Annotated in this window: 15 protein-coding genes; 5 read left to right on the top strand and 10 right to left on the bottom strand. The window is 70.6% G+C overall.

Annotation, left to right across the window (positions count from 1 at the left end; translation table 11 throughout):
- Positions 1-304: 304 nt before the first annotated feature.
- From OG562_RS31985 to OG562_RS31975, 3 genes are all read left to right on the top strand, one after another.
- A complete protein-coding gene (locus OG562_RS31985; RefSeq protein WP_266404141.1) occupies positions 305-1,330 on the top strand; it encodes a sucrase ferredoxin in 1,026 nt (341 codons plus the stop codon).
- Between the two features lie 173 nt (positions 1,331-1,503).
- A complete protein-coding gene (locus tag OG562_RS31980) occupies positions 1,504-3,210 on the top strand; it encodes a sensor histidine kinase (RefSeq protein WP_266404139.1) in 1,707 nt (568 codons plus the stop codon).
- Complete coding sequence (locus tag OG562_RS31975; RefSeq protein WP_266404137.1) at positions 3,207-3,887, top strand: response regulator; 681 nt, start codon at positions 3,207-3,209, stop codon at positions 3,885-3,887. Before OG562_RS31980 ends, OG562_RS31975 begins: the two co-directional genes overlap by 4 nt.
- A gap of 124 nt (positions 3,888-4,011) precedes the next feature.
- Here the strand turns inward: OG562_RS31975 and OG562_RS31970 are convergent, their stop codons facing one another.
- The 3 genes from OG562_RS31970 to OG562_RS31960 all read right to left on the bottom strand — a co-directional run bounded on the left by OG562_RS31970 (position 4,012) and on the right by OG562_RS31960 (position 6,886).
- Positions 4,012-5,073, bottom strand: a complete 1,062-nt coding sequence (locus tag OG562_RS31970; RefSeq protein ID WP_266404136.1) for an ABC transporter substrate-binding protein — start codon at positions 5,071-5,073, stop codon at positions 4,012-4,014.
- A 144-nt stretch (positions 5,074-5,217) separates the two neighbouring features.
- Positions 5,218-6,081, bottom strand: coding sequence for an ABC transporter permease (locus OG562_RS31965; RefSeq protein ID WP_266404135.1), 864 nt, complete (start codon positions 6,079-6,081; stop codon positions 5,218-5,220).
- A complete protein-coding gene (locus OG562_RS31960; protein WP_266404134.1) occupies positions 6,071-6,886 on the bottom strand; it encodes an ABC transporter ATP-binding protein in 816 nt (271 codons plus the stop codon). The genes OG562_RS31965 and OG562_RS31960 overlap by 11 nt, the downstream gene beginning before the upstream one ends.
- A gap of 161 nt (positions 6,887-7,047) precedes the next feature.
- On the opposite strand from OG562_RS31960, the gene OG562_RS31955 reads away from it, so the two are divergent.
- The gene (locus tag OG562_RS31955) at positions 7,048-7,740 is read left to right on the top strand and encodes a response regulator (RefSeq protein WP_266404133.1); all 693 of its coding nucleotides are present in this window, start codon (positions 7,048-7,050) and stop codon (positions 7,738-7,740) included.
- Between the two features lie 135 nt (positions 7,741-7,875).
- On the opposite strand, the gene OG562_RS31950 is transcribed toward OG562_RS31955, so the two are convergent.
- From OG562_RS31950 to OG562_RS31925, 6 genes are all read right to left on the bottom strand, one after another.
- Positions 7,876-9,468, bottom strand: coding sequence for a cation acetate symporter (locus OG562_RS31950; protein ID WP_266404132.1), 1,593 nt, complete (start codon positions 9,466-9,468; stop codon positions 7,876-7,878).
- Positions 9,465-10,025 (bottom strand): DUF485 domain-containing protein, encoded by a 561-nt coding sequence (locus tag OG562_RS31945; RefSeq protein ID WP_266404131.1) that lies wholly within the window; start codon positions 10,023-10,025, stop codon positions 9,465-9,467. The genes OG562_RS31950 and OG562_RS31945 overlap by 4 nt, the downstream gene beginning before the upstream one ends.
- Positions 10,026-10,105: 80 nt before the next feature.
- Positions 10,106-10,789: a response regulator transcription factor gene (locus OG562_RS31940; protein WP_266404129.1), complete on the bottom strand. Its 684-nt coding sequence runs from the start codon at positions 10,787-10,789 to the stop codon at positions 10,106-10,108.
- A complete protein-coding gene (locus OG562_RS31935) occupies positions 10,786-11,937 on the bottom strand; it encodes a sensor histidine kinase (RefSeq protein ID WP_266404128.1) in 1,152 nt (383 codons plus the stop codon). The genes OG562_RS31940 and OG562_RS31935 overlap by 4 nt, the downstream gene beginning before the upstream one ends.
- Complete coding sequence (locus OG562_RS31930) at positions 11,934-12,479, bottom strand: DUF1453 domain-containing protein (protein WP_266404127.1); 546 nt, start codon at positions 12,477-12,479, stop codon at positions 11,934-11,936. The genes OG562_RS31935 and OG562_RS31930 overlap by 4 nt, the downstream gene beginning before the upstream one ends.
- A gap of 754 nt (positions 12,480-13,233) precedes the next feature.
- Positions 13,234-15,354, bottom strand: a complete 2,121-nt coding sequence (locus OG562_RS31925) for a type IIA DNA topoisomerase subunit B (RefSeq protein ID WP_266404126.1) — start codon at positions 15,352-15,354, stop codon at positions 13,234-13,236.
- Positions 15,355-15,796: 442 nt separating this feature from the next.
- Between OG562_RS31925 and OG562_RS31920 the strand changes: the two genes are divergently transcribed.
- A complete protein-coding gene (locus OG562_RS31920) occupies positions 15,797-16,027 on the top strand; it encodes a hypothetical protein (protein WP_266404125.1) in 231 nt (76 codons plus the stop codon).
- A gap of 174 nt (positions 16,028-16,201) precedes the next feature.
- Here the strand turns inward: OG562_RS31920 and OG562_RS31915 are convergent, their stop codons facing one another.
- Positions 16,202-17,059, bottom strand: coding sequence for a serine protease (locus OG562_RS31915; RefSeq protein ID WP_266404123.1), 858 nt, complete (start codon positions 17,057-17,059; stop codon positions 16,202-16,204).
- Between the last annotated feature and the right edge of the window lie 62 nt (positions 17,060-17,121).

Here is a 17,121-nt window from a genome sequence, read left to right as displayed (position 1 = left end):
CAGGCTGGACGGGCCACGTGGGCGGGCAGGGGACGCTGTCCCGGTTTCACGTGCACCCACGCGCGCGTGGACGCGGGGCGGGAGCCGGGGGGGCAGAGCGGGAGCGGGGGGCGGGAGCCGGGGACGGGGGCGGGGGCGGGAGCCGGGGACGCGGGCGGGGGCGGGAGCCGGGGACGCGGGCGGGAGCCGGGGACGCGGGCGGGAGCCGGGGACGCGGGCGGGAGCCGGGGACGCGGGCGGGCGGGGGCGGGAAACATGCCCCGCCGGAAGTCACGTCGCGTCAAGTCAGGTTAGGCTCACCTCTGTGAGTACGTGCGCGACCGTCTCGCGGGACCTCGACGAGCCCCTGTCCGGAACCGCGGCCACGGCAACGACCTGGCTCCTGCTGGAACAGCCCGGCCCTTGGGGCGCCGACGCGCTGGTCTCGAGCCACCTGGACCGAGCGCTGGGCCGCGCCCTGGAGGCGGCCGTGCGGGACACGGGCGTACGGATCGCGCTCATCCGGCGTCCCGGACGTCACGCGGACTTCGGCGCGCCGCCGCTGCGCCAGGTGTACGCGGCCCACACGGCCCCCGGGAAGACGTGGCTGCGCAGCGCCGCGACCCACGATCCGGGGCAGCTGCTGGACATCGACTTCGCCGCGCTCGGCCGGGGCGACCACCACACCTTCGACACCGCGGTCCGGGGCCGTGCCCACACCGGGGATCCGCTCGCCCTCGTCTGCACCAACGGCAAGCGCGACCGCTGCTGCGCCCTGCTCGGCCGCCCGCTCGCCGCCGAACTCGCCGCGTCGGGGGTGGCGGGCGCCTGGGAGGTCACTCATCTGGGCGGACATCGCTTCTCCCCCACACTGCTCGTCCTGCCGTACGGCTACGCGTACGGGCGCGCCGAGGCCCACACCGTCAAGGAGGTCCTGCACGGCGTCCAGGAGGGCCGGATCGTCCTGGAGGGGTGCCGAGGACGTTCGGCCTGGGAGCGGCCCGGCCAGGCGGCGGAGCTGGCCGTGCGCGGGGTGACCGGCGAGGACGCGGCAGAGGCGCTCGGCGTCGTCCTCACCGCCGGGGAGGCGCCGCGCTGGGAGGTGACCGTCGCGCACACCGACGGACGCCGCTGGCGGGTCGTCGTGGCCCAGGTCGCGTCGCAGCCGCCGCGCGCGGAGAGCTGCGGGGCGTCGGTCCTCGGTTCACCCGGGCGGATGGACGTGGTGGCGGTGGAGGAGTTGCCGGCGACGCAGAAGCCGGCAGCGACGCACGCGCGGACAGCAGCGCACGAGCCGACAGCGGCGCACGCGCGGACGGCGACGCACCGGCTGACGGCGACGGCGCGCTGAAGCCCCGTATCCCCGTCCCGCACCACCCGTACCGCCCATCCCGACCGCCCATCCCGTAACCCCGTCCGGACCTCGTCCCAGGCGCGGCCGAACCGTTTCCTCTTGAGCCGGTCAAGAGATCCACACCACACACCCCTACGGCTGCGCGGGTCCACCCACGTACCGTCTTGGGTATGAGCCCCTCTCCCCCCGCCCGTCGCCTGCGCCTCGGCATGCCGCGGCGCATGTTCTCGCAGCTCCTGCTCATGCAGCTGGCGATCACCGCGGGGGTCGTGGTGCTCGCGACCGGGCTGTTCCTGGCCCCGCTCGGCGACCAGCTGGACGACCAGGCGATGAGCCGCGCGCTGGCCATCGCGCAGACCACCGCGGCGGTGCCGCAGATCGCCGAGGATCTGCGCACCACAGCCCCGACGGTCGACGGCCCGGTGCAGCAGGAGGCCGAACGGATCCGCAAGGCCAGCGGCGCGGAGTACGTCGTGGTGATGGACCTCAACGGCACGCGTTGGTCGCACACCGACCCCAAGCAGGTCGGCGGCCATGTCTCCACGGACCCGAGCCAGGCCCTGGCCGGCAAGGACGTGATGGAGATCGACAACGGCACCCTGGGGCGCTCCGCCCGCGGCAAGGTCCCCCTGCGCGACAGCGACGGCACGATCGTCGGAGCGGTCTCGGTCGGCATCGAGTACAACAGCGTGCGGGCCCGCCTGATCCACGCCATCCCGGGGCTGTTCGCGTACGCGGGCGGCGCACTCGCCGTGGGCGCGCTGGCCGCCTGGCTGATCTCCCGCCGCGTCCAGCGGCAGACCCGTGACCTGGCCTTCTCCGATATCTCGGCGCTGCTCGCCGAGCGCGAGGCGATGCTGCACGGCATCCGGGAAGGCGTCGTCGCCCTGGACCGGGCCGGCCGCGTCCGGCTGCTCAACGACGAGGCCCAGCGCCTCCTGGGCATCGGGGAGGAGGCGGTCGGCCGCTCCCCCGACGAGGCGCTCGGGGAGGGCCGTACGGCCGACGTGCTGGCCGGCCGGGTGACCGGCACGGATCTGATCGCCGTCCGCGGGCACCGCGTCCTGGTCGTCAACCGGATGCCCACCGACGACGACGGCGCCGTGGCCACCCTGCGCGACCGCACCGAGCTGGAGCAGCTCGGCCGCGAGCTGGACTCCACGCACGGCCTGATCGACGCGCTGCGCGCCCAGGACCATGAACACGCCAATCGCATGCACACGTTGCTCGGCCTGCTCGAACTGGAGATGTACGACGACGCCGTGGACTTCGTCGGAGAGGTGGTCGGCGACCACCGGGTCACCGCGGAGCAGGTGACCGAGAAGATCGGGGACCCGCTGCTCGCCGCCCTGCTGGTCGGCAAGGCCACCGTCGCGGCGGAGCGCGGGGTCGCCCTGTGGGTCTCGGACCGCACCCGGCTGCCCGACCGGCTGGTCGATCCGCGCGGGCTGGTCACCGTCGTGGGCAACCTCGTGGACAACGCGCTCGACGCCGTCGCGGGCACCCCCCACGCGCGCGTGGAGATCGAACTGCGCGCCGAGGGCCGCACCGCCGTCCTCAGGGTGTGCGACACCGGGCCCGGGATCCCGGCCGAGCAGCGGGAGCTGGTCTTCACCGAGGGCTGGTCCACGAAGAAGCCGCCGGCGCACGGCAAGCGGGGCATCGGGCTCTCCCTGGTCCGCAGGCTCGCCGAGCGGCAGGGCGGCAGCGCCGCGGTCGGCGAGGCGACCGGCGGGGGCGCGGAGTTCACCGTCGTCCTGCCGGAGGCGCTGGCCGAGCCCGCACCGGAATCCGCACCGGAATCCGCTCTGACAGGCCCCCTGGAGCCCGCTCTGGCCGCACCGGCGCGGAGCACGGCCGAGGAGGACACGCGATGATCGAGGTCCTGGTGGTGGACGACGACACCAGAGTCGCCCGGGTCAACGCCGCCTACGTCGAGAAGGTGCCGGGCTTCCATGTCGCCGGCGAGGCGCACAACGCGGCCGACGCCCTGCGCCAGCTCGAACTGCTGCCCCATCTGGATCTGGTCCTGCTGGACCACTATCTGCCCGACGAGACGGGTCTCGAGGTCGTCCAGGAGATGCGCCGGCGCGGCCACCAGACCGACGTGATCATGGTGACCGCGGCGCGGGACGTCACCACGGTGCAGGCCGCGATGCGCCACGGCGCCCTGCAGTACCTGGTGAAACCGTTCGCCTTCGCGGGCCTGCGCGCCAAGCTGGAGGCGTACGCCGATCTGCGCCGCACCCTGGACGGCGGCGGCGAGGCCGAGCAGGCCGACGTCGACCGCATCTTCGGCGCCCTGTCCGCGCCCTCGGAGCCCGGGCTGCCCAAAGGGCACTCCCCCACCACCGCCGAGCTCGTACGCCAGTCCCTGATGAACGCCGAAGGGCCCCTGTCGGCCCAGGAGATCGCGGATCGGACGGGAGTGAGCCGACAGACCGCCCAGCGCTATCTGAAGCTCCTGGAGCGCACGGGGAGGGCCCGGCTGACCCTGAAGTACGGCGACGCGGGCCGCCCGGAACACCGCTACGTGTGGGCGACCCGCGCCTGAGGGCACGGCCCATGGGGGCGGGGGAAGGAACCGTGCCCTCCTGGGATACGGATTCCGGCCCACCGCCCACTCGACCGTCAGACGGTCATTCCGTCAGACGGTCATTCCGTCATCCCACACCTCGTCACCCTGTCGCCTTGTCCACGAACTCGGTCGTGTAGGTCTTGCTCAGGTCCACCGTGGCGTTCTGGATGGTGGGGTTGAACGCCTTGAGGACCTTCTCCACGGTCTCGGGGCCGTCCTTGGGCATCACGCCGTCGTCGGTGAACATCGGCAGCGTGTTCTTGATGGCCACCGCGTACAGCAGCTTGCTGCCCTGGGAGTAGTCCGCCGGCATCTTGTCAGCTATGTCGGTCGCGCCGTGGGTGGACATCCACTTGAGCGTCTTGACGAATGCATTGGCCAACTTCTGGACCGTGTCCTTGTGACTGTTGACCCAGTCCGTCTGCATGTACAGGCTTGACGACGGATACGGCCCGCCGAGCGCGTCCTCGGAGCCCTGCGGAGTGCGCATGTCGAGGAGGACCTTCCCCGCCTTCTTGTCGAGGATGGTCGCCACGGTCGGGTCGGTCGTCATGCCGCCGTCGATCGCGCCCTGCTGGAGCGCCGCGATGAAGGTCGGCCCCGCGCCCACGGCGACCGGCGTGAACTCGCTGACCTTCACGCCGTTCTTGACGGCGAGGTACTTGGTGAGGAAGTCGGTCGAGGACCCGAGGCCGGTGACGCCGAGCTTCTTGCCCTTGAAGTCCTTGGGCGAGGTGATGTCGTCCTCCGCCTTGGTGGAGACGATCTCCACCTCGCCGGGAGCGTGCGAGAACTGCACGACGGACTCGACCGCCTTGCCCTTCACCTGAAGGTCGAGGGTGTGGTCGTAGAAGCCGACGGCGCCCTGGACCTGGCCGGAGACGAGCGCGGTCTCGGCCTGCACGCCGGCCGGCTCGCTCAGCAGCTCGACGTCGAGTCCCTCGGCGTCGAAGTAGCCCAGGCGCTGGGTGAGCATCGCGGGCAGGTAGATGACCTTGTCCAGGCCGCCGACCATGATCTTGACCTTCGTCCCCTTGCCGTCCCCCTTGCTGCCGGAGCCGGTGGAGGCGGTGGAGGCCGCGTCGTTGGCGCAGGCGGTGAGCGAGGAGAGGGCCAGCAGGCCGGCGGCGGCCAGGGCGGTGTATCTGGCGGTGATGCGCATGGCGGGTTCACGTCCTTGTGAGAGGGCGATGCGGGGGTGAGGCATGTGGGGGTGAGGCATGTGAGGGTGCGGATCGTTCAACGAAGGGGGAGCCGGCGGCGCCCTGAAGGGTCAGCTCTGGGAACTGGGCGGGAACCGGAGGAATCAGTGGTCCGAGCCCGCCGGCTTCCACCGGAAGATGCGGCTCTCGGCGAAGGTCAGCAGTCCCTCGGCGACGAGTGCGACGACGGCGAGGATGACCATCGCGGCGTACACGCCGGCCGCGTTGAAGGTGCCCTGGGACTGCGCGACGAGCAGACCGATGCCCTTGGTCGCGCCGATGTACTCGCCGACGATGGCGCCGATGAGGGCGAAGCCGAAGCTGACGTGGAGGCTGGTGAAGATCCATGACGTGGCGGACGGGACGACCACCTGAAGGGTCACCCTGCGGTCGCTCGCGCCGAGGATGCGGGCGTTGGCCACGAGGTTGCGGTCGACCTCGCGGGCTCCCTGGAAGGCGTTGAAGAAGACCGGGAAGAACACCAGCACGACCGCCGAGGCGACCTTGGAGGCGGGGCCGAGTCCGAACCAGATCACGAAGATCGGCGCCAGGACGATCCTGGGTATGGAGTTGAGCACCTTGATGTATGGACCAAGGACGTCGGCTAGGAAGGCGATGCGCCCGAGCGCGATCCCGCACACGACCCCGGCGGCCACCCCGATGACCCAGCCGAGCAGCGCCTCGTGGAGCGTGTACCAGATCTGTTCGCCCAGGGAGCCGAGGGCGGTCCCGTGCGTCACCCAGGTGTGGATCTGGTCCCAGATCTTCGAGGGCATCGAGAAGTTGAACGGGTCGATGACCTTGGCCCGGGAGAGCCCCTCCCAGAGGCCGAGCACCGCCACCAGGAGCAGCAGGCGGCACACGCTGACGAGGATCTTGCGTCTGCGTGCGGCACGCGCGCGTGAGTGCGCGCGATCCGGCGTCTTGACCGTGTCGACGACCGGTGTGCTGAGGACGTCAGGCGACATGGGAGGCACTCCTCTCGCGGGTGATGCGGACCTCTTCGCCGAGGGACTCCCAGATCTCGCGGTAGATCTCGATGAACCGCGGCTCCAGACGCACCGCCTCGACCTTGCGGGGCCGCGGCAGGTCGATGTCGAAGACGTGCTTCACGGTGGCGGGCCCCGCGGTCATGACGACGACCTTGTCGGCCAGCGCGATGGACTCCTCCAGGTCGTGGGTGACGAAGACGACGGACGCGCCGGTGCCCTCCCACAGCTCGAGGAGCTCGTCCGACATCAGGGCCCGGGTCTGCACGTCGAGCGCCGAGAACGGCTCGTCCATGAGCAGGATCTCCGGGTCGTTGACAAAGGTCGCGGCGAGGGCGACGCGCTTGCGCTGACCGCCGGAGAGCTGGTGCGGGTAGCGGTCCTCGAAGGCGGCGAGCCCGACCCGGGCCAGCCACTCGCGTGCCTGCCGCTTCGCCTCCGCCTTGGGCACGCCCCGGAAACGCGGGCCCGCCATCACGTTGGACAGGACCGTGCGCCAGGGGAACGTCGCATCCTGCTGGAAGACGAAGCCGACCTTGTCGCCGACGCCCCGCACGGGCTGCCCGGCGACCAGAACCTCGCCCTGGGTGGGCTCTTCCAGGCCGCTGACCAGGGTCAGCGTGGTCGACTTGCCGCAGCCGGTCGGTCCGACGACGGCCACGAACTCGCCGCGGCCGACCGTGAGGTCGAGGTCCCGCACGGCCGTGTGCGGGGCCCCCGACGGGGTCCTGAAGACCTTGCTCGCACCCCGCAGCTCGATGGCGGGGCTGGTGTGTGCGCTCATGGCCGGGGACGGTAGAGGTGACCAGGGAGACGGCATCAGCCTTCTGAGCGCATGCGCTTCTTTTGCTTGCAAGAGCCTGTTGTGCTCGTTTTGCGCGCGCTACAACAGCGGAGCCGAAACATGGGCTTAACGCCCTCCTGGCCTTGACGGAGAGAGGCCCGATGATTGACGTCCTGGTGGTGGACGACGACTTCCGTGTCGCCGAGATCAACGCCAAGTACGTGGGAAAGGTTCCCGGATTCCGGGTGGCCGCCCGCGCGCACAGTGCCGCCCAAGCGCTCGCCAGCGTGCAGCGCGGGACCATCGACCTGGTCCTGCTCGACCACTACCTGCCCGACGGGACGGGCCTCGAACTCGTCCACCGCATGCGGGAACAGGGGCACGGCACCGACGTCATCATGATCACGGCGGCCGGCGACGTCACGACGGTGCAGACCGCGATGCGCCTCGGCGCCCTCCACTACCTGGTCAAGCCGTTCACCTTCGCCGCGCTGCGCACCCGCCTCGACTCCTACGCCGCCCTGCGCCGCACGGTGGACCGGGTCGGCGGCCACGGCATCGCCGGCCAGGAACAGGTCGACCGGATCTTCGGCGCCCTGCGCACGGCGCCCGCGCCGTCGATCCCCGGGCTGCCGAGCGGCCACTCGGAGCCGACCACGGACCTGATCTGCGCCGTCCTGCACCGCGCCGACCACCCCCTCTCGGCCCACGAGGTCGCCGCCGAGACCGGCCTGAGCCGCTCCACCGCCCAGCGCTACCTCCGCCATCTGGAACAGGCCGGCCGCCTGCACCTCTCCCTCAAGTACGGAGACACAGGCCGCCCGGAACACCGCTACGCCTGGGTGGCCCCATAGAACAACTCCCTGACGCCCTACGAAGGCGAGGGAGCCCTACGAAGACGAGGGGTCCCTACGAGCATGAGGGTCCCTACGAGGATGAAGGGTCCCTACGAGGGTGAAGGGTCCCTACGACGATGAGGGAGCCGCCCGCTAAACGGCGCCCGCCCCCGTCAGCGACCGCACCTCGGTCTCCGCGTGCTTGGCCTCGTCCGCGACCTCGGCCGAGGTGACCGTCCCGAGCCAGCCGGCGAGGAAACCCAGCGGGATCGAGACCAGGCCGGGGTTCTGCAGCGGGAAGTACTGGAAGTCCACGCCGGGGAAGAGCGACTCGGGGCTGCCCGACACCACCGGCGACAGCACGACGAGCGCCAGGGCCGGCACCAGCCCGCCGTACACCGCCCACACGGCGCCCCGTGTGGTGAAGCCCCGCCAGAACAGGGAGTACATCAGCACCGGCAGATTTGCGGACGCTGCGACCGCGAAGGCCAGCCCGACCAGGAAGGCGACGTTCAGATCGCGGGCCAGCAGACCGAGGGCGATCGCGACCACTCCGATACCCACGGCGGCGATGCGCGCCACCGCCACCTCACTACGCGGCTTGGCGTGCTTGCGACGTAGGGACGCGTACAGGTCGTGCGCCACCGACGCCGAGGAAGCCAGCGTGATCCCGGCGACGACCGCGAGAATCGTTGCGAAGGCAATGGCCGCCACGACCGCGAACAGGACCGTGCCTCCCGTGGAGTCGGCGCCGCCGCCCAGGTCCAGCGCCAGGAGCGGCACCGCCGTGTTCCCGGCCGCGTTCGAGCCGCGTACGGCCTGGGGGCCGACGATCGCCGCCGCGCCGAAGCCGAGCACGATCGTCATCAGGTAGAAGCCGCCGATGAGCCCGATCGACCAGACCACGGACCGCCGGGCCGCCCGCGCGGTCGGAACGGTGTAGAAGCGCGACAGGATGTGCGGCAGCCCCGCCGTGCCCAGCACCAGTGCCAGCCCCAGGCTCATGAAGTCGAAGCGCGACGTCCAGTCCCCGCCGTACTTGAGCCCGGGCGCCAGGAACGCCGTGCCGTGCCCGCTGCGCTCGGCCGCCGTGCGCAGCAACAGGTCGAAGTCGCCGTGGAAGCGCACCAGAACGAGCGCCGTGAGCGCGATGGTGCCGCCCAGCAGCAGAACCGCCTTCACGATCTGAATCCACGTGGTGGCCCGCATCCCTCCCAACGACACATAGATCACCATCAGCGCGCCGACCCCGATGACCGCCCAGGACTGCGCCGCCTCGCCGGTGTTCCCCAGGAGCAGCGCGACCAGGCTGCCCGCACCCACCATCTGCGCCACCAGATAGAGAACGGACACCGTGACCGAAGAAGTTCCCGCCGCGATCCGCACCGGCCGCTCGCTCATCCGCGCGGCGACCACGTCGGCGAGCGTGAACCGCCCGCAGTTGCGCACCAGTTCGGCGACGAGGAACAGCACCACCAGCCAGGCGACCAGGAAGCCCACCGAGTACAGCAGCCCGTCGTAGCCGAAGAGCGCGATCAGCCCGGAGATGCCGAGGAAGGAGGCCGCCGACATGTAGTCGCCCGCGATGGCAAAACCATTCTCCATCGGCGAGAACAGCCGCCCGCCGACATAGAACTCCTCCTCCGAACCATGCCGGTTGCGACTCACCCACGTCGTGATCCCCAGCGTGACCGCGACGAAGGCGCTGAACAGCAGCAACGCCAGCGTCTGATGATGGCCGGTCACGACACACCGCCCGTCGCGCCACGCGTCAGTTCCTGTGTGTCCCAGCGCAGTTCGAGCGCCGCACGGTCCCGGCGCAGCCGTGCGTGCCGGGCGTAGGCCCAGGTGAGCAGGAACGTGCTGAGGAACTGTCCGAGCCCGGCGAGCAACGCCACGTTCACCGCGCCGACCACCGGCCGCGCCATGAACCCGGGCGCGGTCGTCGCCGTCACGACGTACGCCACGTACCAGAGGAAGAAGCCGGCGACCGCCGGCGTCACGAACTTCCGGTACCGGCTGCGCACCTCCTGGAAGGCCTCGCTGCGCTGGACCTCCAGATAGACCTGGGCGGCTGCCAGACGTCCGTCCTCCCGGCTTCGGCGCCCCGCCGGGACCTCGGCCGGGGGCACGTTCACGGTGCCCGACTCGCCCCAGCCCGACGCCAGGGCGTCGTACCACGGGTCCTCGTAGCACACCTCTCCCGGCGCCTCGACGAACGGCGGGCCCTGGGCTTGGCGGTACTCGCCGGATCTCTCGGGACCGTCCCCGTTGCTACGGGCACGACCGTTGCTTGACTGCATGCCCAAGGATGGACAGAACGGATAGATCCCCGACTTCTCTTCCCTGCGTACTTCACCCCATCAGGTGACCAACAAGCCATTCACCCTGCAGGCGGTCGCACCAACCCCTTGCCGAACGCGTAACGCACCGCCTGGGCACGACCCTTGAGTCCCGTCTTGGCGAACATGTTGTTGATGTGGGTCTTCACCGTCGCCGTGGACACATGGAGCCTGCGGGCGATCTCCTGGTTGTCGAGCCCTTCGGCGATCAGCATCAGCACCTCCGTCTCCCGCACCGTGAGCCCGTCCGGCGGGACGGCGGCCTCCACCGGCTCCGGCTCCGGCGCCGACAGACGCTCCAGAAGCCGACGCTGAACGCTCGGCGACAGCCCCGCGTCCCCGGACAGGACACTGTGCACGGCCCGTACGATCTCGTCCCCGCCCGCGTCCTTGGTGAGATATCCCCGCGCCCCCGCTCTCAGCGCCGGGAACAGGGACTCGTCGTCCGCATAGGTCGTGAGCACCACGACCTGCGTTCCGGGATGCTCGGCCCGGATGCGTCGTGTGGCCTCCACCCCGTCGCAGCGGGGCATACGCAGGTCCATCAGCACCACGTCCGGAGCGAGCTCAGCGACGAGCCTCACCGCCTCGTTCCCGTCCCCGGCGGCGCCCACGACCTCGACCCCCGGCAGCAGCCCGAGCAGCATCACGATGCCTTCCCGGACGACGGTCTGGTCGTCCGCGACCACGACCCGGGCGGTCTTCATCTCCGCCTCCTCCGTCATACCGGCACCTTCAGCGTCACCACGAATCCTTCCTCGTCCGGTCCGGCGTCGAGCGACCCGCCCAGCAGCTCGGCACGCTCCCGCATCCCCAACAGACCGTACCCGCCGCCCGCCTGGGCGAGTTCCCCCGGCGAACCCCCCGAGTCCCGCACGTCCAGAGTCACTTCATGGGCGCCGTACTCCAGCCGCACCCGCACTTTCGCCCCCGGGGCGTGCTTGCGGGCGTTCGTCAGGGCTTCCTGGGCGACCCTGCGCACCGCCTGGGACGCCTCGGCCGGCAGCGCTCTGCGTTCACCCCCGACAGTGACCTCGGCGCCCTCGGCCGTCCGCACGAGGTCGGTCAGGAAGTCCTCCAGCGGCGTCAGCTCGCCTCGCAGCGCGGACAGCGCCTGCCGGGTCTCGTCGAGACCGTCGCGTGCCATCCCGCGAGCCGCCACCACACGCTCGAGGATCCGATCGCGGTCCGCACCCCGCTCGATCAGCAGCCGGGCGGCTTCCAGATGCACGAGCTGCGCCGACAGGCTGTGCGCCAGCACGTCGTGGATCTCCCGGGCGATACGGGACCGCTCCGCGAGCGCGGCCGACTCCGCCTCGGCCGCCCTCGCCGCACGCTCCTGGGCGAGCAGCCGCTGGGCGCTGCCCCGAGCTTCGGCGTCCAGACGCAGTGCGTATCCCGCCAGGGCCATGCCCCCGATGGCGGCGGCCGTGGTCAGCCATACGTCGTCGTCCACCGCGGCGAAGGCGGCGAGGCCGACCGAGGCCACGGGCAGCGCGGCCCCCAGCGGCAGCCGCTCCAACGCAGCGATGGCGCACCCGCACCACAGAACGACGGCCGGAGACCGGAAGCCGGCGGCCTGGGCCCCGACCGCGAGCCCCAGCAACAGGAGGATGAGCGCCATGGACGACCACAGTCGGTGGTCAAGTGTCGTCTGGAAGAAGGCCCAGGCCAACGCACCTGCCGCAAGGACTCCGCCGACGCCGGCGACCGCGCCCCATCCATGGACGCGGCTGTCGTGGAAGGCGCTCCACAGCAGCGCCCCGAGCACCAGCAGCCGGACGGACCAGGCCAGCAGCCGCCTGGGCCGGGTGACCTGCTTGCGGTCCAGCGCCTCCCGAGAGGGCCAGCGGGTCCAGGCGTTCTCCGTCACACGCGCTCCTTCCACGCGGACCGGACCTCGTGGTCACCGTACGCCGTGCCGTGTACGGAGGGCTGGTGCGCGGACGCGGACGACCGGTGCAGGGACTGTGCGCGCCACCTCAGGATCCCGGAGCGGACCAGCAGGGTGCCCGCGAGCGCCAGCAGCAGGGCCGAGCTGTTCTGGTGGACGCCCAGCAGCGCGCCGAACGCGAAGAGACCCAGGCGCAGACCGATGCCGACGCCCCAGACGCCCGCACTCGCCTTGGTGCTCTTGCTCCACACCGCGCCGTCCGGCTCCACCCAGACCCGGGTGGTCCACGCCCAGCCGGCTCCGGTCGCCAGGCCCACCGTCAGCTCGGCGGCGATCAGCAGCACCGAAGCGGTGTGGTGATGAGCATCCAGCAGACCATGGTCACGCAGCGCTATGACGGCCAGGACGCCGGGCAGGATCCACCATCGGCGGTCCGTGTCGACGCGGTTTGCGCGGAACTGCCGCACGATCACCAGTGCGACCACGGCCACGATCACCAGTGTGTTGACTAGCCCGGACATCGCTGCCTCCGTGAGCGGGAAGACGATGCCGACAGCCAGCGCTGCCGACGCCTTCGACGCTACGGAATCGTGCAGGTCCGCAGATCGGAGCCAGGGTGGATCATGGGTGGATTCGGGGAGGTCAGGAGCTCCACCCCTGGGTGGAGAACCCTGCTGAACACCGCTGGTCGCGGACTGGCCGGCAGCCTCGTCCTCTCGCCCGGCGGGCGGACCGAACAGGCTGGGCACCGGGCAGAGAACCCGGGTCGGCGGGCCGACCGGACGGACGGCGTGAGCCAGACGGACCAGACGGACCAGATGAGCCAGACGGGCCGGATGAGCCGGATGAGCCGGATGAGCCGACCGGGCCGGACAGACTGGGTGAGGTGGTCGGACCGGATGGCAGCGCCGAGCGGGCCTCACCGACACAAGCGCGCTCGCACCAGATCAGCCCGGCCACGAGGCCCGGCTGTCCGGCTCGGTCAGCCCGTCCGGCCCGGTCGGCCCGACCGCCGGAACGCGCTCCGCAGCCGGTCACCCCGAGCAGGCCGCCGGTCGCGTCCCGGCACCCGGCACCCGGGCTGGTTGCCCAACCCGAAGTCCCCGCCCGGAGCCGATCACCGAATCCGGCCGCGCTCAGGCAGCCCCAGCCGACGGCACGCAGCCCCAGCCAGCTCAGCGCCATCCAACCCAGTCGTCCACCCCCGACCACCCGACCAACGGCCCGGCCCCTGAACGGAGCCGAGCCGCAGCCAAGGGCAGCCGAGCGGAGCGCCTACGCGTCGATGCGTGACCGGTCCAGCGTCGCCGCCGAGCTGGAGATGAACTCCTTGCGCGGGGCCACATCGTTGCCCATGAGCAGGTCGAACACCTGTTCCGCCGACTCCAGGTCGGAGAGGTTGATGCGACGCAGGGTGCGATGGCGCGGATCCATCGTCGTCTCGGCCAGCTGGTCGGCGTCCATCTCGCCCAGACCCTTGTAGCGCTGGATCGAGTCCTTGTAGCGGACGTTCTTGCTCTGGAACTCCATCAGCTTGTCGCGCAGCTCACGGTCCGAGTACGTGTACACGTACTTGTCCTGGCCCTTCTTGGGCTGGACGAGCTCGATGCGATGCAGCGGGGGCACCGCGGCGAACACCCGGCCCGACTCGACCATGGGCCGCATGTAGCGGTGGAAGAGCGTCAGGAGCAGGGTCCGGATGTGGGAGCCGTCGACGTCGGCGTCGGTCATCATGATGATCTTGCCGTAGCGGGCGGCGTCGATGTCGAAGGTGCGCCCGGAGCCCGCCCCTATGACCTGGATGATCGCGCCGCACTCGGCGTTCTTGAGCATGTCGGTCACGGACGACTTCTGGACGTTGAGGATCTTGCCCCGGATCGGCAGCAGCGCCTGGAACTCGGAGTTCCGGGCGAGCTTCGCCGTACCGAGCGCGGAGTCTCCCTCGACGATGAACAGCTCACTGCGCTCGACGTCGTCGCTACGGCAGTCGGCGAGCTTGGCGGGCAGGGACGAGGACTCCAGGGCCGTCTTACGGCGCTGCGCGTCCTTGTGCTGCCGGGCCGCGATACGCGTTCGCGCGGCGGCGACCGCCTTCTCCATGACGACGCGCGCCTGAGCTGCGGCATCACGCTTGGTGGAGGTCAGGAACGCCTTGAGCTCCTTGGAGATCACGGTGTTCACGATGCGGCGGGCCGCCGAGGTGCCCAGGATCTCCTTGGTCTGACCTTCGAACTGGGGTTCGGCGAGACGGACCGTGACGACGGCGGTCAGGCCCTCCAGGGCATCGTCCTTGACGATGTCGTCCTCGGCGACGCGCAGCAGCTTCTTGGCGCGCAGCACCTCGTTCATCGTCTTGGCGACCGCCTGCTCGAAGCCCGCGACATGGGTGCCGCCCTTGGGCGTGGCGATGATGTTGACGAACGACCGGAGGGTCGTGTCGTAACCGGTGCCCCACCGCATCGCCACGTCGACGCCGAGCTCGCGGGTGACCTCCGTGGGGGTCATCTGGCCGTGCTCGTCCAGGACCGGGACGGTCTCCTTGAAGGTGCCCTGCCCGGTGAAGCGGAGGACGTCGCAGACGGCCTTGTCGGTGGCCAGGTACTCGCAGAACTCGCTGATGCCGCCGTCGAAGCGGAAGGACTCCTCCCCCTTGCTGCCGCCTTCTCCGAGGCCGTACTCGTCACGGACGACGAGGGTCAGGCCCGGCACCAGGAACGCGGTCTGGCGAGCGCGCTGGTGGAGGTGCTCCAGGGAGAGCTTGGCGTCCTTGAGGAAGATCTGCCGGTCGGCCCAGTACCGCACGCGCGTGCCGGTGCGGGTCCTGGCGATCCGCTTGGTCTTGCGCAGGCCGCCCGTCTCGAACTTGGCGTCGGGACCGTCCGCGGCGAAGGCGCCGGGAACGCCGCGCCGGAAACTGATCGCATGGGTGTTGCCACTGCGGTCGACCTCGACGTCGAGGCGGGCCGACAGGGCGTTGACCACGGAGGCGCCGACGCCGTGCAGACCGCCGGAGGCGGCATAGGAGCCGCCGCCGAACTTTCCGCCGGCGTGCAGCTTGGTCATGACGACCTCGACCCCGGAGAGGCCGGTCTTGGGCTCGACGTCGACGGGGATGCCACGACCGTTGTCGCGCACCTCGACCGAGGCGTCGTCGTGGAGGATCACCTCGATGTGGTCGCAGTAGCCACCGAGGGCTTCGTCGACGGAGTTGTCGATGATCTCCCACAGGCAGTGCATCAGACCACGGCTGTCGGTCGAGCCGATGTACATACCCGGGCGCTTCCGCACGGCCTCGAGACCTTCGAGGACGAGCAGGTGCCGCGCGGTGTAGTTGGAACCGTCCCGGTCTGCTCCTGTCAGCAGCGCTGTGGACGGCACGGACGTCTCGGCGGTCACGCGGTTCGCTCCTCGCTGAATTTCAGGTGGGGCCCTTCTGGGTAAGGGCGCGGCTTCATTCGCCGCCAAGAGGGTACCGAGGCCTGGTAGAGCCGTTGTAACGCCACCCTCGTCTCAACTCAGACTAGTCCAGCGTCGCATGAGTGTTCGATCCCTCGATGGAGTGAAGTACATATCACGTTCCCTTCGACGCATGAACCATTTAGGCTCCGGGCACGTCCTCATGAACAAACCGGCAACCCAGCCGGGAGGACCGAACCATGACCGACAGCGCGAACCCGTAAGCACCACAGACACGCAATACGGCACATTCGCCGCCAAACCGGCAGCAGACGGCCACCTGGAAAGATTTTTTCGAGGAGAAGCCACGAGCGGGAACGTTTTGGGGCTGGTTGGATGTTGACCCTGGTACGACAGCTCGTCGAGCTAGAGAAGAGGCGACGTGACTACTGTTCTGACCCCCGCGAGCCCGATGACGGCCGCTGACCGCTGCGACCGCTGCGGCGCCCAGGCGTACGTGCGCGTCGTCCTGCTCAGCGGCGGAGAACTGCTCTTCTGCGCCCACCACGGCCGCAAGTTCGAGCCGGAACTCAAGAAGATCGCCGCTGAGATACAGGACGAGACGGAGCGGCTGACGACCGCTCCCGCATCCGCCTCTGAGGAAGAGCGCTGATCCTGCACGTCGACGACGAGCCAGAACCGGCATAGGCCGGCGCACGGGCGGCCGCCCCTGGAAACAAGGGCGGCCGCCCGTTCTCATGGGCGTTGCAGGCCTCCCCGTGGTGAAGAACTCCACGGGGACGGCACAGCCCCTTCGGGCACCCTCAGCGGGCCGTTTCGAGCGCCCTCAGCGGGCCGTGTGCGGCCTCCGGGCACCACCGCCGGGAGTCAGCGCTCGCACGACGTCCGAGACGCGCGTGTAGACGCCTGGGCTCCCCGGCCTCCCGCAGCCGCTGCCCCAGGACACCAGTCCGATCAGCCGCCCCTGTGCGACCAGCGGCCCGCCGCTGTCCCCCTGACAGCCGTCGCGACCGCCCCGCGCCTCTCCCGCGCACACCATGGTCTGCGCGAGGTAGGTGCCGTCCGTCGAGCCGGGATACGCCCGTTGGCAGAGCGCGTCGGCCAGCACATGGACGCGGGCGGCTCGCAGGCTGTGGGCGTAGGCGCCGAACCCCGTGGTGTCGCCCCAGCCGTAGACCGTGGCTTCCGTTCCGGGCGTGTACGCCGCGTCGCCCGCGGCGGCCAAACCGATGACCTCTGCTGCCGGGATGGGCTCGGCAAGCGTCAGCACGGCGAAGTCCCCGGCGTTACTGGAACTGTCGTAGGCCGGATTGACCCAGACGGCGCGGACGGGGATCTCCCGGCCCGCGGCCGTGTACAGGTCTGTACGGCCCGTGATGACCTTCAGGTCGCGCGCCCGGCCCGGCGGCGCTCCCAGGACGTCCTCGCCCATGCAGTGGGCCGCTGTGAGCACCAGGGTCGTACTGACCGCCACGCCGCCGCAGAACTGTCCCGACCGCATGCCTCCGAACCGGTCACGGCTGGACAGCGCGACCGTCCACGGGCTTTGGGAGACATCGACGGGAAGGCCGCCCACGACGACGTCGTCGGAGGCCGCCGGGGCGGCTGAGAGCAGTGGTATGGCGATCGCCGCGGCCGCCAGGGCCAACGGCCGGGCCAGCGCCCGGACCAAGGGACGACGCATGCAGGACTCCTCACTCTGGAGTGATCGGTGGACACCCAGAGTGATCCAGTGCGCGGCGCCCC

The organism is Streptomyces sp. NBC_01275 (assembly GCF_026340655.1).
GTDB lineage: Bacteria > Actinomycetota > Actinomycetes > Streptomycetales > Streptomycetaceae > Streptomyces.
The sequence above is the reverse complement of the archived record's forward strand: the minus strand, read 5'-3'. Positions and strand labels throughout refer to the sequence as shown.

Bases quoted from the DNA above. Each gene is read 5' to 3' on its own strand.
- OG562_RS31980 (WP_266404139.1), top strand. From the start codon at position 1,504: ATGAGCCCCTCTCCCCCCGCCCGTCGCCTGCGCCTCGGCATGCCGCGG.
- OG562_RS31975 (WP_266404137.1), top strand. From the start codon at position 3,207: ATGATCGAGGTCCTGGTGGTGGACGACGACACCAGAGTCGCCCGGGTC.
- OG562_RS31970 (WP_266404136.1), bottom strand. From the start codon at position 5,073: ATGCGCATCACCGCCAGATACACCGCCCTGGCCGCCGCCGGCCTGCTG.
- OG562_RS31965 (WP_266404135.1), bottom strand. From the start codon at position 6,081: ATGTCGCCTGACGTCCTCAGCACACCGGTCGTCGACACGGTCAAGACG.
- OG562_RS31960 (WP_266404134.1), bottom strand. From the start codon at position 6,886: ATGAGCGCACACACCAGCCCCGCCATCGAGCTGCGGGGTGCGAGCAAG.
- OG562_RS31955 (WP_266404133.1), top strand. From the start codon at position 7,048: ATGATTGACGTCCTGGTGGTGGACGACGACTTCCGTGTCGCCGAGATC.
- OG562_RS31945 (WP_266404131.1), bottom strand. From the start codon at position 10,025: ATGCAGTCAAGCAACGGTCGTGCCCGTAGCAACGGGGACGGTCCCGAG.
- OG562_RS31940 (WP_266404129.1), bottom strand. From the start codon at position 10,789: ATGACGGAGGAGGCGGAGATGAAGACCGCCCGGGTCGTGGTCGCGGAC.
- OG562_RS31930 (WP_266404127.1), bottom strand. From the start codon at position 12,479: ATGTCCGGGCTAGTCAACACACTGGTGATCGTGGCCGTGGTCGCACTG.
- OG562_RS31915 (WP_266404123.1), bottom strand. From the start codon at position 17,059: ATGCGTCGTCCCTTGGTCCGGGCGCTGGCCCGGCCGTTGGCCCTGGCG.